The sequence below is a fragment of the Maribacter sp. Asnod1-A12 genome (assembly GCF_045063735.1).
Lineage (GTDB): Bacteria > Bacteroidota > Bacteroidia > Flavobacteriales > Flavobacteriaceae > Maribacter.
Genome location: NZ_JBEFNZ010000006.1, coordinates 1,524,204 through 1,550,173, shown reverse-complemented (window position 1 = coordinate 1,550,173; position 25,970 = coordinate 1,524,204). Strand labels below are relative to the sequence as shown.

At 36.3% G+C, this 25,970-nt stretch carries 30 protein-coding genes; 13 read left to right on the top strand and 17 right to left on the bottom strand.

Going from position 1 to position 25,970, the window contains the following annotated elements:
• The first annotated feature begins 21 nt into the window (after positions 1–21).
• The 5 genes from ACJJVP_RS06540 (at position 22) to ACJJVP_RS06520 (ending at position 3,849) form a co-directional block, all read left to right on the top strand.
• Positions 22–789 carry an enoyl-CoA hydratase/isomerase family protein gene (locus ACJJVP_RS06540; RefSeq protein ID WP_405411901.1) on the top strand — a complete coding sequence of 256 codons (768 nt, stop codon included), beginning with the start codon at positions 22–24 and terminating at the stop codon, positions 787–789.
• 255 nt (positions 790–1,044) lie between these two features.
• Positions 1,045–1,434, top strand: a complete 390-nt coding sequence (locus ACJJVP_RS06535) for a hypothetical protein (RefSeq protein WP_405411899.1) — start codon at positions 1,045–1,047, stop codon at positions 1,432–1,434.
• Positions 1,435–1,490: 56 nt separating this feature from the next.
• Positions 1,491–1,940 carry a 6-pyruvoyl trahydropterin synthase family protein gene (locus ACJJVP_RS06530; RefSeq protein WP_405411896.1) on the top strand — a complete coding sequence of 150 codons (450 nt, stop codon included), beginning with the start codon at positions 1,491–1,493 and terminating at the stop codon, positions 1,938–1,940.
• Between the two features lie 83 nt (positions 1,941–2,023).
• Positions 2,024–3,010, top strand: a complete 987-nt coding sequence (locus ACJJVP_RS06525) for a hypothetical protein (RefSeq protein ID WP_405411894.1) — start codon at positions 2,024–2,026, stop codon at positions 3,008–3,010.
• Between the two features lie 74 nt (positions 3,011–3,084).
• Positions 3,085–3,849, top strand: coding sequence for a UDP-2,3-diacylglucosamine diphosphatase (locus ACJJVP_RS06520; protein WP_405411892.1), 765 nt, complete (start codon positions 3,085–3,087; stop codon positions 3,847–3,849).
• A 629-nt stretch (positions 3,850–4,478) separates the two neighbouring features.
• On the opposite strand, the gene ACJJVP_RS06515 is transcribed toward ACJJVP_RS06520, so the two are convergent.
• The 6 genes from ACJJVP_RS06515 to ACJJVP_RS06490 form a co-directional block, all read right to left on the bottom strand.
• Positions 4,479–5,741: an MFS transporter gene (locus tag ACJJVP_RS06515; protein ID WP_405411890.1), complete on the bottom strand. Its 1,263-nt coding sequence runs from the start codon at positions 5,739–5,741 to the stop codon at positions 4,479–4,481.
• A gap of 104 nt (positions 5,742–5,845) precedes the next feature.
• Positions 5,846–6,208 carry a hypothetical protein gene (locus ACJJVP_RS06510; RefSeq protein ID WP_405411889.1) on the bottom strand — a complete coding sequence of 121 codons (363 nt, stop codon included), beginning with the start codon at positions 6,206–6,208 and terminating at the stop codon, positions 5,846–5,848.
• Positions 6,209–6,270: 62 nt separating this feature from the next.
• Positions 6,271–6,654, bottom strand: a complete 384-nt coding sequence (locus tag ACJJVP_RS06505; RefSeq protein ID WP_405411886.1) for a VOC family protein — start codon at positions 6,652–6,654, stop codon at positions 6,271–6,273.
• Positions 6,651–8,339 carry a single-stranded-DNA-specific exonuclease RecJ gene (gene recJ / locus ACJJVP_RS06500; protein WP_405411883.1) on the bottom strand — a complete coding sequence of 563 codons (1,689 nt, stop codon included), beginning with the start codon at positions 8,337–8,339 and terminating at the stop codon, positions 6,651–6,653. The genes ACJJVP_RS06505 and recJ overlap by 4 nt, the downstream gene beginning before the upstream one ends.
• A 128-nt stretch (positions 8,340–8,467) precedes the next feature.
• The gene (locus tag ACJJVP_RS06495; RefSeq protein ID WP_276493283.1) at positions 8,468–8,818 is read right to left on the bottom strand and encodes a four helix bundle protein; all 351 of its coding nucleotides are present in this window, start codon (positions 8,816–8,818) and stop codon (positions 8,468–8,470) included.
• 48 nt (positions 8,819–8,866) lie between these two features.
• Entirely contained in the window at positions 8,867–9,295 is a 429-nt protein-coding gene (locus tag ACJJVP_RS06490; RefSeq protein ID WP_405411880.1) for an OsmC family protein, read from the bottom strand.
• 66 nt (positions 9,296–9,361) lie between these two features.
• Here ACJJVP_RS06490 and ACJJVP_RS06485 point away from each other — a divergent pair, with 66 nt between their 5' ends.
• Positions 9,362–9,577 (top strand): hypothetical protein, encoded by a 216-nt coding sequence (locus ACJJVP_RS06485; RefSeq protein ID WP_405411878.1) that lies wholly within the window; start codon positions 9,362–9,364, stop codon positions 9,575–9,577.
• 419 nt (positions 9,578–9,996) lie between these two features.
• Here the strand turns inward: ACJJVP_RS06485 and ACJJVP_RS06480 are convergent, their stop codons facing one another.
• The 8 genes from ACJJVP_RS06480 to ACJJVP_RS06445 all read right to left on the bottom strand — a co-directional run bounded on the left by ACJJVP_RS06480 (position 9,997) and on the right by ACJJVP_RS06445 (position 16,110).
• Positions 9,997–10,569, bottom strand: coding sequence for a uracil-DNA glycosylase family protein (locus ACJJVP_RS06480; protein ID WP_405411876.1), 573 nt, complete (start codon positions 10,567–10,569; stop codon positions 9,997–9,999).
• A gap of 77 nt (positions 10,570–10,646) precedes the next feature.
• Positions 10,647–10,991, bottom strand: a complete 345-nt coding sequence (locus ACJJVP_RS06475) for a HopJ type III effector protein (protein ID WP_405411874.1) — start codon at positions 10,989–10,991, stop codon at positions 10,647–10,649.
• Positions 10,992–11,024: 33 nt separating this feature from the next.
• Entirely contained in the window at positions 11,025–11,996 is a 972-nt protein-coding gene (locus ACJJVP_RS06470) for a transporter (protein WP_405411872.1), read from the bottom strand.
• 3 nt (positions 11,997–11,999) lie between these two features.
• Positions 12,000–13,037, bottom strand: coding sequence for a cytochrome-c peroxidase (locus ACJJVP_RS06465; protein ID WP_405411870.1), 1,038 nt, complete (start codon positions 13,035–13,037; stop codon positions 12,000–12,002).
• 53 nt (positions 13,038–13,090) lie between these two features.
• Positions 13,091–13,894 (bottom strand): MbnP family protein, encoded by an 804-nt coding sequence (locus ACJJVP_RS06460; protein WP_405411867.1) that lies wholly within the window; start codon positions 13,892–13,894, stop codon positions 13,091–13,093.
• Between the two features lie 234 nt (positions 13,895–14,128).
• The gene (locus ACJJVP_RS06455; protein ID WP_405411866.1) at positions 14,129–14,452 is read right to left on the bottom strand and encodes a hypothetical protein; all 324 of its coding nucleotides are present in this window, start codon (positions 14,450–14,452) and stop codon (positions 14,129–14,131) included.
• Positions 14,453–14,590: 138 nt separating this feature from the next.
• Positions 14,591–15,262 carry a 16S rRNA (cytidine(1402)-2'-O)-methyltransferase gene (gene rsmI / locus ACJJVP_RS06450; RefSeq protein WP_405411864.1) on the bottom strand — a complete coding sequence of 224 codons (672 nt, stop codon included), beginning with the start codon at positions 15,260–15,262 and terminating at the stop codon, positions 14,591–14,593.
• A 155-nt stretch (positions 15,263–15,417) separates the two neighbouring features.
• Positions 15,418–16,110 (bottom strand): hypothetical protein, encoded by a 693-nt coding sequence (locus ACJJVP_RS06445; protein ID WP_405411862.1) that lies wholly within the window; start codon positions 16,108–16,110, stop codon positions 15,418–15,420.
• A gap of 103 nt (positions 16,111–16,213) precedes the next feature.
• On the opposite strand from ACJJVP_RS06445, the gene ACJJVP_RS06440 reads away from it, so the two are divergent.
• From ACJJVP_RS06440 to arfB, 7 genes are all read left to right on the top strand, one after another.
• Entirely contained in the window at positions 16,214–16,858 is a 645-nt protein-coding gene (locus ACJJVP_RS06440) for a thymidine kinase (RefSeq protein ID WP_405411860.1), read from the top strand.
• The gene (gene alr, locus ACJJVP_RS06435; protein ID WP_405411858.1) at positions 16,851–17,957 is read left to right on the top strand and encodes an alanine racemase; all 1,107 of its coding nucleotides are present in this window, start codon (positions 16,851–16,853) and stop codon (positions 17,955–17,957) included. The genes ACJJVP_RS06440 and alr overlap by 8 nt, the downstream gene beginning before the upstream one ends.
• 84 nt (positions 17,958–18,041) lie before the next feature.
• Complete coding sequence (mscL, locus tag ACJJVP_RS06430; protein WP_036150583.1) at positions 18,042–18,449, top strand: large conductance mechanosensitive channel protein MscL; 408 nt, start codon at positions 18,042–18,044, stop codon at positions 18,447–18,449.
• Between the two features lie 242 nt (positions 18,450–18,691).
• On the top strand, positions 18,692–19,681 hold the full coding sequence (locus ACJJVP_RS06425) for an aspartate-semialdehyde dehydrogenase (protein ID WP_405411855.1): 990 nt from the start codon (positions 18,692–18,694) through the stop codon (positions 19,679–19,681).
• Between the two features lie 86 nt (positions 19,682–19,767).
• A complete protein-coding gene (locus ACJJVP_RS06420; protein WP_405411853.1) occupies positions 19,768–21,924 on the top strand; it encodes a prolyl oligopeptidase family protein in 2,157 nt (718 codons plus the stop codon).
• 85 nt (positions 21,925–22,009) lie between these two features.
• The gene (locus ACJJVP_RS06415) at positions 22,010–22,999 is read left to right on the top strand and encodes an ABC transporter ATP-binding protein (protein WP_036150589.1); all 990 of its coding nucleotides are present in this window, start codon (positions 22,010–22,012) and stop codon (positions 22,997–22,999) included.
• Between the two features lie 14 nt (positions 23,000–23,013).
• Positions 23,014–23,415, top strand: coding sequence for an alternative ribosome rescue aminoacyl-tRNA hydrolase ArfB (arfB, locus tag ACJJVP_RS06410; RefSeq protein ID WP_405411850.1), 402 nt, complete (start codon positions 23,014–23,016; stop codon positions 23,413–23,415).
• Positions 23,416–23,428: 13 nt separating this feature from the next.
• Here the strand turns inward: arfB and ACJJVP_RS06405 are convergent, their stop codons facing one another.
• The 3 genes from ACJJVP_RS06405 to ACJJVP_RS06395 form a co-directional block, all read right to left on the bottom strand.
• The gene (locus ACJJVP_RS06405; protein WP_405411848.1) at positions 23,429–24,757 is read right to left on the bottom strand and encodes a GntP family permease; all 1,329 of its coding nucleotides are present in this window, start codon (positions 24,755–24,757) and stop codon (positions 23,429–23,431) included.
• A gap of 73 nt (positions 24,758–24,830) precedes the next feature.
• Complete coding sequence (locus tag ACJJVP_RS06400; protein WP_405411846.1) at positions 24,831–25,301, bottom strand: 3-oxoacyl-ACP synthase; 471 nt, start codon at positions 25,299–25,301, stop codon at positions 24,831–24,833.
• Entirely contained in the window at positions 25,288–25,896 is a 609-nt protein-coding gene (locus ACJJVP_RS06395) for a hypothetical protein (RefSeq protein WP_405411844.1), read from the bottom strand. The genes ACJJVP_RS06400 and ACJJVP_RS06395 overlap by 14 nt, the downstream gene beginning before the upstream one ends.
• Positions 25,897–25,970: the final 74 nt, after the last annotated feature.

Sequence of the window (25,970 nt, the reverse complement as noted above, 5' to 3'; positions counted from 1 at the left end):
TTTTGAGGCAAATAAAATGCTATGGTCACTACGAGAAAAAATGGAAGTTTATATACTCGAATAGATGGTAAAGTTGCTCATGTAGAGTTTGGGCACCCTGCCAGTAATTCTTTCGTTTCTGAACTTCTAGAACGTTTAACAGACACTATTAACGAGCTTTCAAATAATGAAGCTATTTCGGTAATCCTATTAAAATCTGAAGGTGAAAAAGCGTTTTGTGCCGGTGCTTCTTTTGATGAATTGTTAGAAGTTTCTAACCTTGAAGAAGGTAAGGCATTCTTTAGTGGTTTTGCCCATGTCATAAACGCCATGCGCAAATGTAAAAAGGTAATTGTTGGCCGTGTACATGGCAAAACCGTTGGTGGTGGTGTTGGTCTGGCCGCTGCTTGTGACTATTTGTATTCTAACGTAAACTCATCTATTAAACTTTCTGAGCTTAGTATCGGTATTGCTCCCTTGGTTATTGCCCCTGCCGTTGCCCGTAAAATAGGTAATGCCGCTATGGGCGAAATGTCTTTGGCACCTACGGAATGGAAAAGTGCTTATTGGGCTCAAGAAAAAGGACTGTTCAATAAAGTATATGACTCTGCAGACGAAATGGATAAAGAACTTGACTTCTTCATTCATAAATTGGCAAGCTATAATGCCGAAGCTTTAACCGAATGGAAGAAAGTTTTGTGGGAAGGTACCGACCATTGGGATACCTTATTGACAGACCGAGCAGCTATCACCGGAAAATTAGCCCTTTCTGATTTTACTAAAAATGCACTGTCAAAATTTAAAAAATAAACAATAACTGAAACAGCTATTCGTTCTGTTTCTAAATCATTAGTATGGAGTTTTTTCAATTTTTAAATGGAAACCTAGTATTTCCTGTTCTTGCACTATCTGTTTTGATCATTTATTTTGTGAACAAAATACGTGCAAAAAAGAAGTACAAAAGGTAATTCAACACCTTACGCAACTAATTGGTATTTGAACATCTTATAAAAAACCAGTTTTATCTTCGCAAAAATCACATTAGTATTTCTATCGTTCTTTCTTGTGACCTGTTCTGACAAAGCTGATCCAGGACCAGAGCCAGTAGATTGTTCTACGGTCATATGTACCTTAAATTTTGTTACCATTACCGTAAGCATAAAAGATCTATCGGGTGAGGCGGTTGTTCTAAATAACTATGAGGTTATCGATAATGAAACCGGCGAAAATCTGGCAGCAGATTTTAACGATGTTGAATATGAGAATTTTAAAGAACAAGGTTTCTACCCAATTTTTAATGATGCCAATCGTTCTCAATATCAAAACTCGACCGCGACACTCACTTTCAAAGGCACTATAGACAATGAAGAGGTTATTACCGAAGATTATATAGTAGGTGCAGATTGTTGCCATGTTAGTTTAATCTCTGGAAATACCGAGATTATTTTAGAATGATTTCTTCCTATAAATGCTTTTAAAGTTTCCCTACCTTTGCCATATAATTATAGGTCATGAGCAATATTCGTATTACCAAACAATTCAATTTTGAAACCGGACACGCGCTTTACGGTTATGACGGCAAATGTAGAAATGTACACGGTCATAGCTATAAATTATCGGTTACCGTTATTGGCACGCCTATTACTGATAATAACAATGTAAAGTGGGGTATGGTCATTGATTTTGGTGATCTCAAAAAAATTGTCAAAGAAGATATCGTTGATGTTTTTGATCACGCTACCGTTTTCAATAAAAATACACCTCACGTTGAACTTGCCAAAGAATTAATTGACAGGGGGCACAATGTTATCTTGGCAGATTACCAACCTACCAGTGAAAATATGGTGATAGATTTTGCTGCGAAAATAAAATCTCGCCTTCCTCAAAACATTGCTTTATTCTCTTTAAAACTGCAAGAAACAGATACTTCTTTTGCAGAGTGGTATGCAAGTGACAATTAAGTTCAAGAAAACTTAACCTTTTACTTTCTTTACAAGCTTTTAAATAGTTTTATTTTTAAGGCAACTCCTTAATATATAACAACATGACCAAACATCATATTTACTGGTGGAATCTTGAAAACCTTTTCGATGTAGAAAATTCGCCTAGACGAAGCGAATTTTTAAATAATCATTTGGGTAAAGAACTTGACGGATGGAGTGCTGCTATTCTAGACCAAAAAATAGCCAATCTAACAGCGGTCATTTCAAAATTCAATAACGGTGAAGGTCCAGATATATTGGGTGTTTGTGAGGTAGAAAACGAGTTTGTTATTGAGCTACTTATAGATGCCATGAGTGCTGCCTTAAATAAAAATTACGGCTTTGTAATTTCTGAAGGTGATGATAAACGAGGTATTGATACCGCACTTATTTATGATAAAACAAAATACGGACCAGAACAGCAAACGTTTAGTCTACGTATTATAAAACGAAATACCACCAGAGATTTGTTTCAAGTTCATATCAATACTGCTAATGGCAATAAGCTGGTATGCATACTTAACCATTGGCCTTCTAGATCTGGTGGTGAACTCGAAAGCGAACCATTTAGAATTATGGTTGCCGAAAATTTATCGTATTGGATAGAGAGAATTTACGAAGAGCAGGGCGATGATGCAAATATCATATTAATGGGCGATTTTAATGATAACCCGTATAACAAGAGTATTACAGCATATTTAAAAGCTATCAATAACAAAGCTTTGGTAAAAAGTAATAGAGTACGCCTAAAGTACTTCTATAATGTAATGCATCGATTTTTAGATGCTCAAATTGGCACCTTTGTATTCGGTAATGAATATAATATGCTTGATCAGTTTATGATATCAAAAAGTATCGTTTCAGAGAAGTCAGAATTACCTTTTAAACTAAGTACCGTAGAGATCATTGCATACCCTGAACTAACCTCCGGCTCTTATCAAAAGCCAGTAAAGTTTGGTAGACCTAACTCGTCTACCTATAATGATAAGGGCTATAGCGATCATCTACCTATAAAAATAGTGCTGAACGAAAAAGACGCTGTTGTATAATTTAGAATAGCATACTCTTATTTTGACGCACGTATTCCCGTGGTACGCAAAACAGTTATTATATTTACATCCTGATGACGAACATTGAACTTCCCGCAGGAAAAAAAGTATATTTTGCTAGTGATAACCACCTAGGCGCACCTACTATGGAAGAAAGTAGAGTGAGAGAACTAAAGTTTATTCGTTGGTTAGATACAATTAAGTCGGATGCCGGAGTCATTTTCTTAATGGGTGATTTGTTCGATTTTTGGTTTGAATACAAAACCGTTATCCCAAAAGGATTTACCAGAACGCTAGGAAAGCTTGCAGAACTGTCGGATGCAGGAATTGAAATTCAATATTTTGTAGGCAATCATGATCTTTGGATGAACGGTTACTTTGAAGAAGAACTTAATATACCTGTTTACCATAAACCTCAGCAATATTCCATTAACGGAGCTTCTTTTTTTATTGGGCATGGTGACGGTCTAGGACCAGACGATAAGGGGTTTAAAAGAATGAAAAAGGTATTTACCAATCCGGTAGCTAAATGGTTCTTTAGATGGCTACACCCAGATATAGGTGTGCGATTGGCAAAACACTTATCTGTAAGTAACAAATTAATAAGTGGTGATGATGATGCAAAGTTTTTAGGTGAAGAAAAAGAATGGCTGGTTATATATGCCAAACGAAAGTTAGAAACTCAACATTACGATCATTTCATTTTTGGTCATAGACATCTTCCTCTAGAAATTGAACTAAAAGAAAATTCAAAATATACCAATCTTGGAGATTGGATTAATTATTACACCTATGCCGAGTTTGACGGCAAGCAAATTTCCTTAAAAGAATTCAACTAAATTTCAGCAAAAACATCGACGAAATACATAAATTTTAACGTAATCTTTTTCTTACAACATAAATTAAGGAGTTCACAACAATACTTTTATAAAACTAGTTCTTCGTTATATCTTTACAGTGTTATTAAGTTTAAGTGTTGACCCCAAATCTTCATTTTACCTACAAGTTCCCTGCTTAATGACCCAAATCTAAATATTACCTACATTAAAGAACAGCCCCTATTTTAGGGGCTTTTTCGTTGTTTTATTTTTTTAACACTCATTAATTCTTCTTGAATTATTCTTGAAATTTATTTAAAACAAAATGATTGTTATTCAAATAATTTTCGCAATTAGTTAGCTTTTATAATTTCTGAAGTACAGTATATATCGAAATAAAATTATAAAAAATCAACACCAAACCACATGTAATCTTTTTCTTACACATAAATATACTGACTTCACAACAAAAGTTAGTATAATCTACACCTTGGTAATATCTTTACTCTGTTGTTAAGATTAAGTGTTGATTCCCAAATCTTCAGTTTACCTACAAGTTCCCCCGCTTAATGATGAAAATCTTAAGCATTACCTACAATAAAAAAAGCCCCTGAATAAGGGGCTTTTTTTATGATATACTTTTAAATATTTTAGCTCTCGTGATCATCTACGTCTTTCTGTAAATCTAGTTTTCTAAATTTAGGAGATACAATTGCAGTAAGACCCACCGTTAATAAGGTCATAGTACCACCAAAAACAACTGCGGTTACCGTACCCATCAATTTTGCCGTTACGCCACTTTCAAATGCTCCAAGCTCATTAGACGACCCCACAAACATAGAATTTACAGAAGCTACACGCCCACGCATATTATCGGGAGTCTTTAATTGCAATATCGTTTGTCTTATAATCATTGATACACCGTCTACTGCTCCACTTAAAAACAAGGCAGCCACCGAAAGCCAGAAGTAAGTAGATAATCCAAATACAATCATACACACCCCAAAACCAAATACAGCCAATAATAACTTCTTACCTGCATTTTTATGTAACGGAAATCTCGTAGAACCTAACATGGTAATAGCGGCCCCGACTGCTGGAGCGGCCCTCAACACCCCGAAGCCTTCTGAACCTACATGTAAAATATCTTGTGCAAAAATAGGTAACAAAGCCACAGCGCCACCAAAAAGTACGGCAATCATATCTAAAGTCAAAGCACCTAATACTGCTCTAGTCTTAAATACAAATGTTAGTCCCTCTTTTAAACTCTGAAAAACAGGTTCGCCAATTTTCGGATTTAAAATTGGTTTTTTAGAAATATTGAAAAGAGCGGTCAAAGCTAGCAATGAAAAGCCAAAAATGACACACATAGACCAATGTACGCCTATTAAACTAATAGAAAATCCCGCTAATGCCGGACCAAGAACCGATGCCATTTGCCAAGTAGTACTGCTCCATGTAGCCGCATTAGGGTATATTTTTTTAGGTACGATTAAGGCTATTAAAGAAAATATTGTAGGACCTAAGAATGCACGTACCAATCCGCCACAGAATACCAAGGCATATATTCCGTACAGAATAACTTTAGTCTCATAGGTTTCTAAAACAGAGGGTAAGCTTAACATAAATAAACCAAAGCTTATAACAGAGAAGCCGAAAATGCATTTAATTAAAAGATTTCTTTTTTCTTTTTGATCTACAATATGACCGGCAAAAAGTGCCATACTTACCGCAGGTATAACTTCCATCAAACCAATAATACCTAATGAAAGTGGGTCTTTTGTCATTGAATAGACTTGCCATTCTATGACTATAAATTGCATTGACCAGGCAAAGACCATGGCAAAACGAACTAGAAGAAAAATATTGAATTCCTTATATCTTAAGGCCGCATAGGGATCATTAACGCTCATAGTGTAATCGCTAAATAGTATTCAAAGATATTTAATAAATGACAGGGCTTGTAAAGAATAATCAACTAATTATGACGTAGAACCAACTTCTCTTCTACTAAACCCTAATCAATACCTAATTCGCCAAAAAAGGTATCTAATTCCAACTTAAATAGTGTACCGTTTATTAAGTCTCTAACCTCAACAGCTTCTTGATAACTCACCGCAAACGTTACCTGGTGCGCAGGTGTATTCAACAATAATGACCTGCAAGTCTCTTTTGTTTTACAATCTCCACAAAGATGACCTTTACCGTTTTCAACAGTATCCGCAATACATTTAGAAAAATGGCGCAATTCACTTTGGGTAAGTAATAATCCAATATCCCTGAAAATCACTTGAACTTTATTGGATTGGCTAGGTTTATCTTTTTTCCATTGGAAGGCTATTCCAAAGTCATTCTGGTAAATAGGGTGTATATCGTTCATAAGAATCTACATATTTAGGATAAATATATGCATCTTATTTAGAATTATTATAAATAGTATTGTTAAATGGTGATTTCTATTTGATTACCTTCTGGGTCTAGTACAACACTTTCATAGTAACCATCACCGGTAGTTCTGGGTTCACCGGCAATTGTAAATCCGTCTTCTCTCAATTTTTCAGTTAAAACATTTACTTGCTCTTTTGAGCCTACGGACATGGCAAAATGCATAAATCCGGTATCTACAGCATTATCAGAAGCGGCTACTATAGTTGGTTTATGCATGATTTCTAAACGAGCACCGTCGGTAAAACTCAAAAAGTAAGAGGTAAACTGTTTGGTTGCGTTATGATACTTTTCTCCCGAAATGGCATTGAAATACCTCTCATAAAATACACGAATTACTTCTAAATCTGCGACCCAAATAGCAATATGCTCGATTCTCATTTAATGTCCTTTAGCTTCAATTGCAAACTCACATTACCTTGCCATTCATTCTCATCAATAGAGAAAACAGCGCTAAAAGGTTTTCTACCCGTTACCAGAGATAGTTTATCGCCCATATTAAAGCCGATACCATCAATTCTATGACTGTCTTGCTGAACCACAGAAACTTTTAAATGTGCTTCTTCTTTACCTACACCTTTTGCGTAACCAGTATCATGTAAATCTTCTGCCATAAATATTGGCGACATATTACCAGGACCAAAAGGGGCGAATTGCTTTAGAATTCGCATTAACTTAGGTGTAATATCTTTTAATTCTATTACGGTATCTATTGTAATTTCTGGTATCAACATTTGTGGGTCAATACTCTCTTTCACAACCTTTTCAAACTGATGCTTAAAATTATTATACTGCGCCTCTAATAAGGTTAAACCTGCGGCATACTTATGACCTCCAAATTGTTCAATATAATCTGCACAACCTTCTAAAGCATTGTACACATCAAATCCTCTAACTGATCTTGCCGATGCCGCCAACTTATCGCCACTTTTTGTAAAAACCAGCGTTGGTCTATAGTAGGTTTCCGTTAATCTCGATGCTACAATGCCGATAACTCCTTTATGCCAAGTATCTTTATAAACTACAGAAGTAAAACCTTCTTCCTCCTGATTTTCTTGAATTTGCCCTAGTGCCTCAATCGTAATTTCCTGATCCAGCCCTCTTCTATCGGTATTGAATTTTTCAATTTCAGAAGCGAATTGTATGGCTTGATTCATATTGGTTTCCGTCAATAAGTTTACTGCATATTGACCATGTTTCATTCTACCGGCTGCATTAATTCTAGGTGCAATGATGAAAACCACGTCTGTAATGGTAAGCTCTTTTTTATTTATTTGATCGATAATAGCTTTAAAACCTATTCTAGGTCGCTGATTGATAACTTGCAAGCCATAAAAAGCCAATATTCGATTCTCTCCAGTTATCGGTACAATATCTGCCCCTATTGCAGTTGCCACTAAATCAAGGTAATAGATAATATCGTCAATAGTTTCTCCTCTTTGTGATCCTAACGCCTGAATCAATTTAAAACCGACTCCGCAACCACATAACTCATCATACGGATATGAACAATCTTCCCTTTTTGGGTCTAAAACTGCTATTGCACTCGGTAATATTATACCAGGCCTGTGGTGGTCACATATGATAAAATCAATTCCCTTTTCTTTGGCATACGCTACTTTGTCAATTGCCTTCACTCCACAGTCCAACGCAACGATCAATGTAAACCCATTATCCTCTGCAAAGTCAATTCCTTTAAACGATACACCATATCCCTCATCATACCGATCCGGAATATAGGTTGCCACATTAGGATAGTAGCTTAACAGATATGATGACAATAAAGCTACGGCCGTAGTACCATCGACATCATAATCACCATATACCAAAATATTTTCTCCGTCGGCAATGGCTTTTTCAATTCTCTCTACCGCAATATCCATATCCTTCATTAGAAAAGGATCATGTAAATCTTCTAACTGCGGACGAAAGAAATTCTTAGCCTCTTCATAAGTAGAAATACCTCTTTGCAACAACAGCTGCGCCACCAAAGCATCGACATTTAACGCATCGGCTAAAGCATCGATATCTTCTTGTTTCGGTTTTGGTTTTATTGTCCAGCGCATTCTAGTCAGTGTTCAGTTTACAGTTTCGGTTGGCAGTTCTTCAAATTAAAGTTCAAGTTCAAAAATCAAGTTCAAGTTCAAAACCCTAAATAGAATCTTTTCACCTCCTTAATAAATTCGAATTTAGTTTACTTTTTATTTTTAATGATTGTTGCTATAATTCGTATTAATTGTTCTAATTCGTCTAATATTTCAACTCTTTTAGATGCATTTCCATATTCTACTTTAGTCAAAATCTTTAGATTGACCCTAGATTCCTTCAATTCTTTTAAAGATATAGAGGCCTTATTGATATAATCCTTAACTGTATTTGTTCCTTGCGCTTCACCAAAATTAAGCGCAGAACTTCCTGCTGATCTTAGCAATTGATTACCATAATACTGACCGGTCATATCAGACGGCAAGTCTTTACAAAAAAGTACAATATTAGCTGCAAAATCAACCAATCTATCTTCAAGATCGAACTTTTTATCCGGCATAATTTTTATTTGAACTTGAACTTGTTACTTGCGATTGAACTTCTAAATTTATTTTTTATGAAAAACAGTCTTAATATCAAGCTCGGCAAATTGTCTGAACATCTCCATTACTCCGCAATACTTCTCAACTGATAGATCTACTGCTCTTTGTAATTTTTTCTCGGCTAAATTTGCGCCATGAAAATGGTATTCTATAACTACTTTGTCATAAAACTTAGGATGCTCATCTGTTAGGTTTGCGATTGTCTCAATGTGAAACTCATCTACTTCTAACTTCATCTTCTTGAACATTGCCGCTACATCTAAGCCAGAGCAACCAGCTAATGAAGACAACATTAATGCTTTTGGTCTTAAACCACTACCATCACCACCGTCTTCTTTTGCAATATCTATTCGTAAAGAGTGCCCAGAAGGATTGTTACTTTCAAAGGACATGTTGCCCAACCACTTTGTGCTAATATGATTTGTTGTACTCATAGTTTTATGTTTTTTGTAGGGTACAAAAATACGATAATATAGGCTGAGATGATGTTAGGTAGACGAATGAAAAGAGTTAATGATTTAGGTATTGACTGTTGGCTGTTGGCTGTTGGTTGTTGGTTGTTGGTTGTTGGTTGTTGGTTGTTGGAAAATAAAAATCAGTATTTGGAAGTGCAAGACTATCTGTTTATTTTAAAAATTAATTTTCCATTTGTCTCTATTGTCAGTTCGATTTCTATGACGTTGCCAAACGGTTTTTGTAAAATGTTTGGTTGTTAATCAGAGCAAAAACTAGATGAATGATTTTGTTCCTCACAGCGTTTATTACACTCATTTTGTTTTTTCCTTCTAATTTGAGTTTTATCATAAACGGAAAAGATCTGAATCGAACTATGAGCTTGGAACTCGGAGTGATTTGATAGTGTATCTTTTCCGTTTTTAATTTACTGATTCTAGATAACAAATCTAAAGGAGTAGTTTTTAATTCAATTTTTCATTGACTTAAAAAATGCCTGCCCGCCAGTTAGGAGGGTATCGAGAACCCTTCGGCTGTGCTCAGGACATCGCCTTTAGAACATGATTGCTTCTCGATACTAATTTTCTCGTGCCTCCAAAATTCACTCGAAGTGACATAAAAAACACTAATTAAATATCCTCTTTCGTAGCAATTAGCTTTTGGAATCGCAAGTATGTCAACCCTACTCTAAAATCTTTGCAACAAGTTCCTGCAACTCCCCAACAACTTCATCTTCAAACCATGGATTCTTTCCTCTCCAAAAATGATTTACTGGTGATGGATGTGGTAAGAGAAAAAACTTTGGCAGGTATTCTTTATAGTGCAATACATTCTCGGTCAAGTTCTTTTTGGCTTGCTTACCTAAGTATTGATCTTGAGAGTATTTACCGATCAGTAAAATGAGCTGTACATTTTTGAATTGGTCCCAAACCTGAGAATGCCATAAGGGGGCACATTCTTTTCTAGGTGGTAAATCGCCTGTCTTTCCTTTTCCCGGATAACAAAAACCCATGGGTAACACTGCAAAATTATCAGGGTTATAAAATACCTCTTCGTTTACACCAAGCCACTCTCTAAGTTTTTTACCACTTGGGTCATCCCAAGCTTTGTTTTCAACATGGGCTTTTCTGCCTGGTGCCTGACTTACCAATATAATTTTAGAATTGTTAGTACCCGCAACAATTGGTTGTGGTTCTAATGGCAAATGTGCCTTACAAACCTCGCAACCTCTTATTTCAGCTAATAATTCTTGCACGTTATCTTTCTATTGAATTGAATGTTTAATATAAATTCTAACGAATTACCTTTTAGCAATGATAAATTAGATTACCTTTAAAGCAACTTCAATGCTTCACCATCAAAAGACAATCCTTCAAAACCTGTTTCCATAAAGTTTCGAATATTTTGATGTGAAGTTCCTTTAAGATCCAACAATACCTCATCAAAATAATATTGACCAAAACAGGCCAAGGTTTCCTCTTTTGAAAGTTCTTCTTTCATGGCAAAAGAGAATAATTTACAAGACCCGGAATTCTGACCAACCTCATTTCTAACTTTACCATTGGTATAAGCGGTTGGCGTAAATGCATATTTAGAATCTATAGCCACCATAGTTTCTGAAAAGGAAATCTCTTTAGGACTAGCAGCTAATTTTTTCTTGAATTCTTCTAAGGTCATGGTTAGTTATTTAGATTTTTAAATACTCATCAATTAAATATTGATGTTCAAATATAACGAAACCCTGTTTTTTACTTCAACTTTTCCTTCGTTCAAATTTTGAGAAATTGGTAGCATACTTGAAATGCCCAATGCATATCTGTTGTAGTTTGCCTCTAGCCCAAATCTAGCAAAATACACATCGCCACCTGTGTCAGGAACAGCAAAATCAAACTCTTTATTTTCGGCGAAGAACTCTGCTCCCAAACCTGCTTGTGGGGTTAGCGAAACCGATGGAGACAGGTAATAGGTCTTATAGGTATTCAATGTTGCATTCCATTGATTTCCGAACAAATAATTTTTACTGTTCTCCGTTTTTATCGTGTAGTTCAATAGGGCGGCAAAACCCCAATTTCTATGTGTAATACCGTAATTTGCGGCTAATATATAATCCCAACTACCCGTTCCTAATTGAAACCCAGGGTTAACACTGCCTTCATTATTGGCTGCATCAAAAGTTCCTGTCGGTAATTTTATACCCCCGCCAATTTGCAACGCATGTTCTGGTTTTATTGAAATTATACTATCGGCAGTTTGCTTCAGTACATTGTAATATGCTAAAACCGTAGCATCACCAATACCACTTATAGTCTGCTCTGTATTATCTATAAATGTTCTATTGTGTGAATGATAAGGGAGAATGGCATTTACCAAAAATCGTTCTCCAATCGGGAATTTTCCCCATGCCTGTACGGTATTGAAATTCTCATTTATCCATGGCGAATTATCAAAAATACCATCGCGAGAACGGTACTTCTGACCAATATATCTAAGTCCTACAAAGTTATTATTCAATCCGGTACCGAAACCCATACTTCCTCCATTACCACCACACCCACAGGTATCGCAGAAATATTCATATGCGGTATTTTTCCAGATACACTCGGTTGTTTCTTCTGGTAAATCATTTGCTTGAGCAGTAAAAAATCCGCCAAGCACAAGTATACTTATTATTATTTTTTTCATTTTTTAATATTCTGAAAATCGTTCGTCATTTATAAAAGTATCATCCGTCAAAATTTCAAAAAAAGCTAATAATCCCTCTTTTTCTGTATCATTTAATGCTATTCCTAATCCGTCATCGGTGCGTAGAGAATCATCAATTGTTTCCGATTCAACCATGCCGTTGGTATAAAAATTCAATACCGATTCTAGACTTCCAAACCTACCATCATGCATGTAAGGCGCGGTCAGTGATACGTTTCTTAAACTTGGCACTTTAAACTTATAATTGTCACTATCGCTACCGCTCACTTCGGCTCTGCCAATATCATTTAATTGTGGATTTGGTGGCAAGCCATTGTTTCTAAAACTGCCATCGGTAAATAGATCTGTAGCGTGACATGTAGCGCACTTTTGCTGAAACACTTCTAGACCATATGCCTCTTGCTCAGTTAATTCTCCTCCTTCTTCATTGCGTACATACTTATCGTATTTACTATTTGAAGAAATCATCATGACCATAAACTGTGATATCGCTTTTAGAAAGTTCTCGGCATTTACACCACCTCCCTCAAAAGCCATTTCAAATTCTTTTTGATACTCGGCATCTGCTATCAGTTTATTGATAACCCCTGTCATGGTTTCACCCATCTCCACTTCATTAGTGATTGGAATTATTGGAAAGAGGTCTAAGTGAGACGTAGCACCATCCCAAGCAAATTCAGTAAAGAATGCCATATTAGATATGGTGGGCGTATTTCTTGTACCCTCCAAATCATTTACACCGTGACTAAATTGATGTCCGTGGTGAGTGAAAGCAGAACTTTGTTCATGACAAAAGCCACATGATATAAACCCACTTGAAGATAGTTTACCATCATAGAATAATTTCTTACCCAGCTCAAATCCTAATTGTGTTGGCGGATTAGCCTCAATATCATAAGCCAATTCAGGAAAATTCTCTGGAACTTCTACTGTTAAAAGCGTGTTCTCAATAGCCACATAATCATCATCACTGCAAGACACCAAAAACACGGACAGTAATACCCAAAATAGATATTTCATCTGTTATCGTTTTAAAAATTAGGGTCGCCCCATTAAGAGCGACCCGAAAATATTTAGTGTGAATCTCCTGTGCCGTTATGAACATGGTCTACGGTAAACATGCTTGCAGTATTCAAAGCAACTTGTGGCGACTTTTCTTCGCTTACCATAATTACCGATTGCTCGGTTAATGATAGTTTGTTTTCTCCGTCTAAAATGGCATTGGCATCCGCTACCAGATGTATAATAGGTGACATTTCATCGCTTACCAATGCATCTGTCCCCAAACTCAAAGTAACTTCTTTGTAGTTGTCCAAACTAGAACCGTGACTACCCATATGTACTTTAAAATCTGTTGCCTCAGTAATAGTTTCCGATGTGAAAGTCCCTTCAAAATTTAGAAACTTATAACCCGCTTGCCATGACCACATCATATTGGTTTCTTCGGCTACAGTCAAAAAATCTCCTTGACCCTCTGCTCCTTGAAGGTATTTTTCTTGGTCCACGCCTATGCCAAAAGTTATAGACACATAATTACCTGCTGGTATATTCTCTAACACAACTTCTGTACTACCGGTTTCTTCACTAGTTACAAAATAACTATCGTCTTTTTCATAGGTAAACACTTCACCTTCATCATTAGTTAATCTAAAATTACTGACAATGTAATTTAGTCTTGTAATAGTCAATGTTTCGTTTTGAGAATTGGTGTAACTTGAAGTTGCCAATAGCAAATCATCTGAACCAACACTATTGTCAAATTCAAGAGTTATGCTGTTTTCGCCCATTAATTCTTCTGTAGCATCGTCATCGTTACTACAGCTGGCGAATACAGTTAAAATTAAGGTTACTGCAAAAAATTTATATATAGATTTCATCTGTTGATTTATTAATTATTCGGATATAGTACGAGAAAATGTACCTCTGCTTTTAAACAAAAAGTACAACTACGCACTACACCTTAGTTTATGTAATGGTTTCACCTAATGACAATGCATTAGGCATGATTTCAAAATAATTGATTGTGTACACGACTACAGATTTTGTGTCGTGGTGTGAGCATATAACAGCATCTGCCTTTTAAATAAGGCATACCTATGCTAAGTTGTACTTTAAGATAAGGAGTTAGGTGGACGAAAAACAGCTGATATATACTGCTGCTCGTTTAAGTTAGGATGTATTGAAACCACTCTTGTTTCAACAATCGTACTTTGAAAATTACAATCAAGAATGCTTACAAACCCAATTGGGTATTCACGAAGGTCAGCAGACGGAATATCTTGATGATTTTCTTGCTGCTGCTTTTTAATCAATTGCGAGAGGTAACATTTACCATCACAATTAAGCATGGGCTTATCTTTATTGATACACAGTACTTCGGCAATATAATCTTGATTAATTACATATTCCAACACAGGCAAGACCGGTTTTACCATCGCAGTGAGGTATAACAAGATAAACGTGTATGTTAGAAATTTGTTCATGCTAAATCGCAGTAAAGGTAATTCTCATTTTGAAAATTTCTTAACTCTTTCTTAGAATTAACATTTAAATCTTTTGAGTTTTATTGGTTTCTACTTATTCCCTCCAACAATAATAACAATCTCTCCTTTTAGTGGTTTTTCGGTAAAATGCTTTAGAACTTCTTCGGCAGTACCGCGAACGGTTTCTTCGTAAAGTTTGGTAAGTTCCCTTGAAACGGAAACAGGTCTTTCAGCGCCAAAATATTCTACAAAATTGCCCAAAGTCTTTAATAGCTTATGCGGAGATTCATAGAAGATTATAGTACGCGGCTCTTCTGCCAATAACTTTAAACGTGTTTGTCTTCCTTTTTTTACGGGTAAGAACCCTTCAAATACAAACTTATCATTAGGTAAACCACTATTGACCAAGGCTGGTACAAAAGCGGTTGCACCTGGTAAACATTCAACTTCAACACCTGCTTCAACACAAGCGCGTGTCAAAAGAAATCCGGGATCGGAAATTGCCGGTGTACCTGCATCTGAAATTAATGCGATGTTCTCACCTCCTTTTAACTTTCCTACTAAAAAATCAACCATTTTATGCTCATTATGCATATGGTGGCTTTTCATTTGCGTACCAATTTCAAAATGATGCAAAAGCTTTCCGCTAGTACGGGTATCTTCCGCCAGAATTAAATCAACCTCTTTAAGAATACGAATCGCCCTTAAGGTCATATCCTCTAAATTACCGATCGGTGTAGGTACTAAATAAAGTTTTCCCATGTATTATAAAGTAAAAAACCTCAAAGCTCTCTCGTGAGGTATAGTATTGAAAATTTAATTTAGATTCCGATGCGAAAATTAGAGCATTTAAATCTTTACTATCGAATAAAAAACCCAACACAAGTGCTGGGTTTATGATACATATATTGTATTAATTACGAGAATCTACGAGATACCAACTCAATAAATCGTTCTTCGTATGGTTCTTTTCCCACCCAATTATTATAATCTGGCTTTACCATATTTTTTATAAAAGCAATAGAACGCTCTTCTGTATCTATGGTATTTAGTTGAGACAATACACGATTATAATCTTCCATGTTATCATTGAACAAATGTTTTACAAAAGCCAAGCGATCGTTCAAATCTACTTTTACATTACTTTTTGCCAAACGGTCATTTAATGATTTTGGTGCGGTATCTACTGGTTTAAAATCTTCCTTTCTTGGTGTAAAGAGCTCCTTATCATTTTTCATAAGACCGGGCTTCGACATAAAATCTGCCAAAACATCTTCTAGCTCTTCATTATCCGGCATTTCAGAAATAAATCCTTTAATGGTATCCATACCTGGGTGTTTCACTATATCCTCTTCATGCGGATTATTTTCCGGCACTCCTGTATTTCCTTTCATTACGGCATTTGCCATTTCCTCAAACTTTGCCGCAATTGCATTTTTTGAAACATCAACTTCCATATCATTGAGTTCTACTTCAATAAATTTAAGCACAGCGAGTTTCTCATATAGGTTTTTAGAAACCTCATATAATTTTGTAACATCATCTAAATTATCGGCAGTCAAAATTTCTGTAGATAACTTTCTCAATTCCAGTTTCAACTTATTTTTCATCTCACAATTTTTACGGTAAAGACCTAAATAGCGGGTTTTTTAAATACCTTTATCATCTTTAAAGAATAACGAAAAACCGATTATTTTCGTCTAAAATTACAAAATGTTTCTTGAAAACACAGTTAATCATAAAGAACAATTCGGCTGGATAGAGGTCATTGCCGGATCTATGTTTTCTGGAAAGACAGAAGAATTGATCCGTAGACTTAAACGAGCGCAGTTTGCCAAATTAAAGGTTGAAATCTTTAAACCGATGGTAGACACTCGTTATGATGATGAAATGGTAGTATCGCATGATGCCAATGAAATACGTTCTACGCCCGTACCCGCAGCTGCCAATATTCGCATTCTTGCAGATACCTGTGATGTAATCGGTATTGATGAAGCTCAATTTTTTGATGATGAAATAGTTACCGTATGTAACGATCTAGCCAATAAAGGTGTTAGAGTAATTGTCGCGGGACTAGACATGGACTTTAAAGGAAAACCCTTCGGACCCATGCCTGCTCTTATGGCTACTGCAGAATATGTTACTAAAGTTCATGCCATTTGTACTCGCACGGGCAATTTGGCAAATTACAGTTATAGAAAATCCAGCAACGATAATTTAGTTATGTTGGGTGAAGTAAATGAATATGAGCCTTTAAGCAGAGGTGCATATTACAAGGCTATGCTTAAGGAAAAGGTGAAAACCATGGATGTAAAATCCGAGGAGGTCGATTCTCTCAAAAAAAAGCAAAATGGCTAAGGCAGAAGAGACCATTTTAGAAATTGACCTAAAGGCACTTGCACATAATTACAAGTATTTACGCTCTAAAATTAAGCCCAACACTAAATTTATGGCAGTGGTAAAAGCCTATGCCTATGGCAGTGATTCTGTAGCTATTGCCAAACAGCTTGAAAATTTAGGTGCCGATTATTTTGCAGTAGCTTACGTGAACGAAGGCATCACGCTGAGAGAAGGTGGTATTACCGCTCCTATCTTAGTTCTTCACCCCCAGAAAGTCCATTTTAAAACGCTCATAGAAAACAATCTTGAGCCAAGTGTATATTCTAAAAATATACTGTCGGATTTCATTACAACAGCCAAAGAACTGGGTAAGACAGATTACCCTATTCATTTAAAATTTAATACAGGACTAAATAGACTTGGATTTTCTGCGGATGATTTACCGGAAATCTCTACCCTTATTCAGCAACAAAATGCAATAAAGGTGATTGCGCTATTATCGCATTTAGCAGCCACCGAAGACCCTAATGAGACCGACTTCACTAACCTTCAATTAGAAAGGTTTGATACTATTTGTAAAAAGGCAGATGTTCTATTGAAAACCGAGACTCTAAAACATGTGCTCAATACTTCTGGCATTATTAATTATCCAGATGCACAGTATGATATGGTTAGAAGTGGAATTGGATTATACGGTTATGGCAACGAACCTCATGTAGATGCTAATCTACAACCCGTAATGACTTTAAAAACAATTATTTCTCAAAAGCATGTTATAGTAACAGGTGAATCTGTTGGTTATAATCGTAAATACAAATCTGATCATAAAACTGTAACCGCTACCTTGCCTATAGGTCATGCAGACGGTATTGGTAGAGAATACGGGCGTGGTAAAACTTATGTGAGTATACACGGTCAATTAGCACCTATAGTCGGTAACGTTTGTATGGATATGATTATGGTCGATGTCACTAATATTGAATGCGAAGAAGGAGATGAAGTAGAGGTTTTTGGAAAAAACCTTTCTGCAAACAAATTTTCAGAAACAGCCCAAACCATAACGTATGAGCTACTTACGGGACTTTCTCAACGTATTAAACGAGTTTTAACAAATTGATTTTGTTAACATTTATTTAAGGGTTGTTTTTTTTTAGTAAATTGCCGTACTTATTATATTAACCATTAATAAAAACATTAGAACATGTTAAAAGAATTTAAGGATTTTATTATGACAGGTAATGTCATAGATTTAGCCGTAGCCGTATTACTTGCAGGTGCTATGGGATTAGTAGTTAGCGGATTTGTTGGCGATATTATGATGCCAATAGTAGGTCACTTCAGTGGAGGTGTCGATTTTGCTGACTTAAAAGTAGTATTAGATGAGGCTGTAGTAGGTGCTGATGGCGCTGTTGCTAAACCAGAAAATGCAATTCTTTATGGTAAATGGATAAATGCAATTATCAACTTGATCATCGTTGGTTTTGTATTGTTTATGATTGTTAAAGCTTACAACAAAACTAAAACTCCACCAGCTCCAGTAGAAGAGGCTCCAAAAGGACCAACTGCAGAAGAGTTATTGGCAGAAATAAGAGATGCTTTAAAAAAGTAATCTTAATAATACTCCCTAGTATTAGGGTACCGTTGCACTGCAACTTACATTAATTAAAACCGTCAACTTTGTTTCGCTAACATTGTTGACGGTTCTTTTTTATAGCACACTTTCCTAATTACCTCTTCATAATCATTTGTTATATTTTAAACAATTTGTTATATTTTGATTATTCTACTCTTTTTTACTTGTGCAAGTACCAGTAATACGTATTTTTGCCGCTTAATATAATTGTTTTACAAATGAAAGTAGCTGTAATTGGTGCCACAGGCATGGTTGGCGATGTAATGTTGAAAGTATTGGCAGAACGTAATTTTCCATTAACGGAGTTATTATTGGTAGCCTCTGAACGTTCTGTAGGTAAAAAGATGACCTTTAAAGGAAAAGAACATACGGTTATAGGCTTAGCTGATGCGGTAGCCGCAAGACCAAATATTGCGATATTCTCTGCGGGTGGTGACACCTCTTTAGAATGGGCTCCTAAATTTGCAGAAGTGGGAACTACAGTTGTAGATAATTCCTCTGCTTGGAGAATGGACCCAACCAAAAAATTGGTTGTACCTGAAATCAATGCTCATGAGCTTACGGCAGAAGATAAAATCATTGCAAACCCTAACTGCTCTACCATTCAATTGGTAATGGCATTGCACCCTTTACACAACAAATATAAAATGAAACGAGTTGTTGTTTCTACCTATCAGTCGGTTTCCGGTACTGGGGTAAAAGCAGTAAAACAATTGGAAAATGAAATTGCCGGCGTGCAAGGAGAAATGGCGTACCCTTACCCTATCGGTAGAAATGCAATGCCTCACTGTGACGTCTTCATGGAAAACGGATACACTAAAGAAGAAATGAAATTGGCGCGCGAGCCTCAGAAAATTCTAGATGACCGCACTTTTTCAATTAGCGCAACAGCAGTGCGTATACCTACCGCTGGTGGGCATTCGGAATCTGTAAACGTAGAGTTTGAAAATGATTTTGAGCTAAACGAAGTGCGTCGTTTGTTAAATGAAATGCCTGGTGTTACCGTTCAAGATAATCCTGACACAAATACCTACCCTATGCCAATCTATGCTCATGATAAAGATGAGGTTTTTGTTGGTCGCATACGTAGAGATGAAACGCAAAGAAATACTTTGAATATGTGGATCGTTGCAGATAATCTTAGAAAAGGTGCGGCAACTAATGCTGTTCAAATTTCAGAATACCTAGTAGAAAAAGGCTTAGTATAACTTATACCTTTTACAACGTTAAAACCTTCAAAACTTAACTGTTTTGAAGGTTTTTTTATGGTATTTTAGTAAAAATTGAACTGCTCATGAAAAAACTAATACCTGGGCTTCTTGTCCTTGTGCTCATTTCTTCTTGTAAAAACATATCTAAACCTGAACCTATTACCGTGAATTATCCTGTTACCGCAAAAGTTGATACTATAGATACTTATTTTGGAACCGAAGTTAAAGACCCTTATCGTTGGTTAGAAGATGATAGAAGCCCAGAAACAGAAGCTTGGGTAAAAGAACAGAACAAAACTACTTTCGGGTATTTAGAACATATTCCCTTTAGAAATGATCTAAAAAATCGTCTTGAAAAATTATGGAACTATGAGAAACTAGGTTCTCCTTTCAAAAATGGCGACTATACCTATTTCTATAAAAATGACGGACTCCAAAACCAATATGTTGTCTACAGAGCCAAAGGTGATGAAGAACCAGAAGTTTTTTTAGATCCAAATACATTCTCTGAAGATGGCACAACTTCTCTCGCAGGTTTAAGCTTTACTAAAGATGGCTCATTGGCAGCCTACCTTATTTCTGAAGGTGGTAGCGATTGGCGAAAAGCGATAATTTTAAATGCCGAAACCAAAGAGATCGTTGAAGACACCCTAATTGATATTAAATTCAGCGGACTCTCTTGGAAAGGTAAAGAAGGCTTTTACTATTCCAGCTATGATAAACCAAAAGGTAGTGAGCTATCGGCTAAAACTGACCAACATAAAGTATACTATCATAAATTAGGTACTTCTCAAAAAGATGATGAACTTATATTTGGTGGTACTCCAGCAGAAAAGCATCGTTATATAGGGGCCTATGTTACCGAAGACAATAAATACCTACTGATCAGCGCTTCTGTTTCTACCTCTGGTAATAAATTATTCATCAAAAATTTAGAAGACCCTAACGGATTACTTATCCCCATGGTTGAAGACACAGATTCTGACAACTATGTTATTGACAATATAGGATCTAAACTGTATATCGTTACCAATAGAAATGCACCTAACAAGAAAATAGTTACGGTTGACGCTGCTAACCCTGAGGCAAAAAACTGGGTAGATTTTATTCCGGAAACGGAGAATGTATTAAGTCCAAATACTGGTGGCGGTTACTTTTTTACCGAATATATGGTAGATGCCATTTCTAAGGTAATTCAATATGATTATGATGGTAAACTTATTCGTGAAGTAGAGTTACCAGGTATAGGATCCGTTGGTGGATTTGGTGGTGATAAAGAAGATAAAGAACTGTACTTCTCTTTTACAAATTATAACACCCCCAGTTCTACCTATAAATACGATCCTACAACCGGTGAATATGAATTGTACTGGAAACCTGAGATAGATTTCAATCCTAATAACTATACTTCAGAACAAGTATTCTATTCTTCAAAAGATGGTACTAAAATTCCCATGATCATTACCTATAAAAAGGGTACGGAATTGAACGGTAAAAATCCAACCATTCTATACGCCTACGGCGGATTCAATGTAAGCTTGACTCCGTCTTTCAGTATCGGTAATGCCGTTTGGATGGAGCAAGGCGGAATTTATGCTGTACCAAATCTTCGTGGTGGTGGTGAATATGGCAAAAAATGGCATGATGCAGGTATTAAAACTAAAAAACAAAACGTTTTCGATGACTTTATTGCCGCTGCAGAATACCTTGTTGAAAACAAATACACTTCAAAAGAATACTTAGCTATTCGCGGAGGTTCTAATGGCGGATTGTTAGTTGGTGCCACAATGACGCAAAGACCAGATTTAATGCAAGTAGCCTTACCGGCAGTTGGTGTTATGGATATGTTGCGCTACCATACATTTACGGCTGGTGCCGGATGGGCTTATGATTACGGTACCGCCGAAGACGATGATGAAATGTTTCAGTACTTGAAAGGATATTCCCCAGTGCACAATGTAAAAGCAGGTACTGCCTACCCTGCAACGTTGGTTACAACTGGCGACCATGATGATAGAGTGGTGCCCGCACATAGTTTTAAGTTTGCAGCAGAACTACAAGAAAAACAAGCAGGCACGAACCCAACGTTAATACGTATTGAAACAAATGCCGGTCATGGGGCGGGTACGCCTGTAAGTAAAACTATAGAGCAATATGCAGATATTTTTGGCTTTACACTTTACAATATGGGCTATACCGAGCTACCTAACAAAAGTGTTTTAAAAGAATTTAAGGAGTAATTACTATCTTAAATCAATAAATTATTGAAAAATCCGTTTCAAATTGGAACGGATTTTTCAATTTTACATTCCTAAGAATAAAAGCATGTTACGAGTAGAGAATCTATCATTTTCATATGATAAACTTCCAGTTTTAGAGTCCATTGATTTACGCATTCAACGTGGAGAGCATGTGGCTATTATTGGTGAAAGCGGATGCGGCAAAAGCACCTTGCTAAAACTAATGTATGGTTTAATGGATCTAGAACAGGGCGAAATATTCTGGGAAGACGAACAAATTTTAGGTCCTGCATTTCATCTGGTTCCAGGTATGCCTTTTATGAAATACCTGTCTCAAGATTTTGATTTAATGCCGTTCATTACCGTTTCTGAAAACATTAGCCAGTATCTATCTGTTTTTTATCCTGATGAACTAAAAGAACGAACTCAAGAGCTATTAGAGATGATAGAGCTCACTGAGTTTGCAGATAAAAAAGTAAAAACCCTAAGTGGTGGTCAACAACAACGAGTTGCCTTGGCTAGAGTATTGGCGCAAAAACCAGAAGTGCTGCTTTTAGACGAACCGTTTAGTCATATCGACAATTTTCTTAAAAACAGCTTGCGTCGAAATATTTTCAATTACTTGAAAGAGAATCTTATTACTACCATTGTTGCCACGCATGACGTGCATGATGTTTTACCTTTTGCGGACCGCGCGGTTGTTTTACGTGATAAAGAAATTATAGCCAGGGCAAGACCTATGGAGCTTTATAAAAATCCTAAAAACTTGTACGTAGCCTCTCTTTTTGGCGAGGCCAGTATGATTTCTATAGATGTGCTGAAAACCTATGCGAATACCAAAAGAAAGATTATAGTATATGCACATGAGTTTCGGGTTTCACCTTCTCAAGGCTTTCATGTTACGGTAGAAAAAGCATACCCAATGGGCAGTCATTACCTAACAGAAAGTAAAAGCGATGATGATGAAACCATCTTCTTTAACGCAGATAAACTATACCCTAAGGGGAAGGAATTGTTTTTGAATGTAGCCATTGAAACTATCAATCAACGCATACAAGAAGCCGCTGCTAATTAATACAAAAGCGAGTTGTGAACAAAGAACAAATTCTTACCGAATTACAATTTAAAGCCATTAGAAGTAGTGGTCCCGGAGGTCAGCATGCCAATAAAGTTTCCTCTAAAGTAGAATTGTCTTTTCATATTGAAGCTTCGGCCGGACTAACAGAACGCCAGAAAAAAAGGGTGCATCTGAAATTAGGTAACAAACTGAGTAAAGAGGGCTTACTAATTTTACAATGCGATGAATCTCGCAGCCAACATAAAAACAAAGAGTTGGTTATTAAAAGATTCTTGAAACTTATAGAAAAATCTTTAGCAGTACCTAAAGCCAGAAAGAAAAGCAGACCCACTAGATCATCTATTGAAAAGAGACTGAAAGGCAAGAAAATCGCTTCTTTAAAAAAGCAGAATCGCGGTAAGCCAGACTACTAATATGTAAATCCATTTATGCGAAAATGGAATAGAATACAAATACGGTTATGGCTCCTGTTATACCTAGCACTCCAGTGCCTAAGCCAAAAAGGCGATACCCTGTCTTTACATTCATACCGCTCATTTGCGTTACCACCCAAAAGAAACTATCGTTTGCATGAGATATTACAGCAGAACCTGCACCAATTACTACTACAACCAGAGCTTTCTGTATTTCGGTATCAAAACCAAGTGATGACATCATCGGCATAATTATGGATGCTGTAGTTACCAATGCCACCGTTGAAGAACCTTGTGCTGTTTTCAAGGCTGCCGCTAAAACAAAAGGCAAGAAAACACCCATATTATAATCGGTCAATGTTTGCCCTAGAATTTCTGCAATGCCGGAATTCTGTAATATTTTACCAAAAATTCCGCCTGCACCTGTAATCAATAAAATAGAGGCCGCATCTTTAATTGCCTTACCTACCCAACCAGCTGATGAGAGCATATCATAATTCAATTTTTTAGGCAAGAGCAAGCATAAGAATACGCCAATTAATAACGATATAACTGGCTCGCCCACAAAATTGATAAAATCTAATAGTCCGTTTTCTTGTCCGATATCCATGGAGTTCAGTACGGACTTCAAGACAATTAGAAAAATGGGAACCAGAATGGGTATAGATGCTTTTAAAGCACTGGGCGAATCTTTAATTTCTTGTTCTGCTTCTAAAGCATCTTCAACATCAGGCGCTATCATAGTTTTTGATGCATATTTCTTAGCGAATATAATTCCGACAATCAAGGCGACAATACTTGTTGGAAACCCAAAAGCAATAACCAAACCTAAATCTGCACCAAGAATACCTGCTGCAGCTATAGGACCCGGAGTTGGCGGCACCATTGTATGTGATGCCATTAAGCCCAAACCTAATGCTATTGCCGGACCGGCAATTGATATTTTGGCTTTCTTGGAAAGACTTTTGTTCAAAGGATGTAACAGCATAAAACCACTATCTGCAAACACCGGAATAGAAACAATATAGCCGATGATTCCCATTGCCATAGTCACCCGTTTCTTCCCTATTACACCCAACACTTTCTCTGCAATTGCAAATGCACCACCAGTATGTTCTAAAAATGCCCCTATAATAACTCCGAGAACTATAATCAACCCAATTTTACCTAGCGTTCCGCCAAAACCGTCATTTATAGAAACAATGATATCAGCATAAGGCATCCCGGCAAAAATGCCATATAAAATTGAAATGATAAACAGCGCAAGAAAGGCGTGGATTTTAAGCTTAGTCGTTAATATAATTATGGCAATGACTGCAAGAAATAGGTAAAATATTTCCATGATTCAAGTTATATAAGTGGTTTAGTCTTTTAATTAATTGCTTTAAGATAGTTAAATAAAGACCAGGATGTAATTATTGAATGCTGACAATAGTCAACTCCTTTCCATTAAAACTAAAAACATCGCCTACTGCTTTACCAAACACAAGTTTACCAATAGGTGTTGCGGCAGAAATACAATAGACGGACTTAGGTTTGCTTTTAAATTCTCCTGCAGATATAGCAATGTAATATAAGAAGGTATCTGTGATGACCAAACTACCCAACCCTACCGTTGGGGCATTTCTGTCTTTTGGTACTTTTGAAAGTAATTGTTGTGTTTTTTCTAATTCCGCCAATTGCTGACCTAATTTTTCTCGCTCTAATTGTATCATTGCGCGACCAGTCTCATGCTTGTCACCAGCACTGCTTTTTGTCTCTGAGGTTAAGGCAGACTCTAATTCTTTAATTTGATTCTGTATTCTAGTTGACCTATCGTCAACAAATTGCAAGCAAAAATGATGAGCGTCATTCTTTAAGTTATCAAGTGATTCAGTTTCCTTCAATGTGATACAGATCTGCTAGTTTATAGATCAAGTAATTTACGATTTGATTATCACTTTCACCACCACTTATCATGTTTTGAATTTCTATTTCATTTTCAGCTTTAAAATAGTCCAAATCACCAGAGCGATCATCACTAAAAATATTCCACGATTTAAGTCCGCTTAACATTGCTTTATGTGCTTCATAACGGTTTGTAATTGCTTGAACTTTTTTCTTATCTACCTTTACAGTAGATTCGGTATCGTTTAGCAACTTATAATCTGCCGTAATTTGAGCGTCTGCTTTTTCTGCTTCGGTAATAATTTTAAAGTAAGCTCTAGACACTAAAGATTCATACTTAGAATTGAAACCTGATTCCATATTATCTTTTGCCAATGCCACTTCTTCATCTGAACTGGCATATAAATCATCTTTAGTATATGAATTATCGGCAATAAGGGATTGTTTCCAAGCCTCACTTTTTATATGTTCTTTCCAAACTTTTGCATATTCTCGCTGGTAGTGGGTTTTAGACAAACCACAGCTATTTAGACATAATATTCCTATAACGGCCATTAGTGTAGCCGAAGTACTTCTTCTGATCAATGTTTTCATATAGTATACATGCTATTACAAACCATCTTAAAAGTTTACTGTTCTATGGCAAACCAATAAGTGCATTTTTGGGT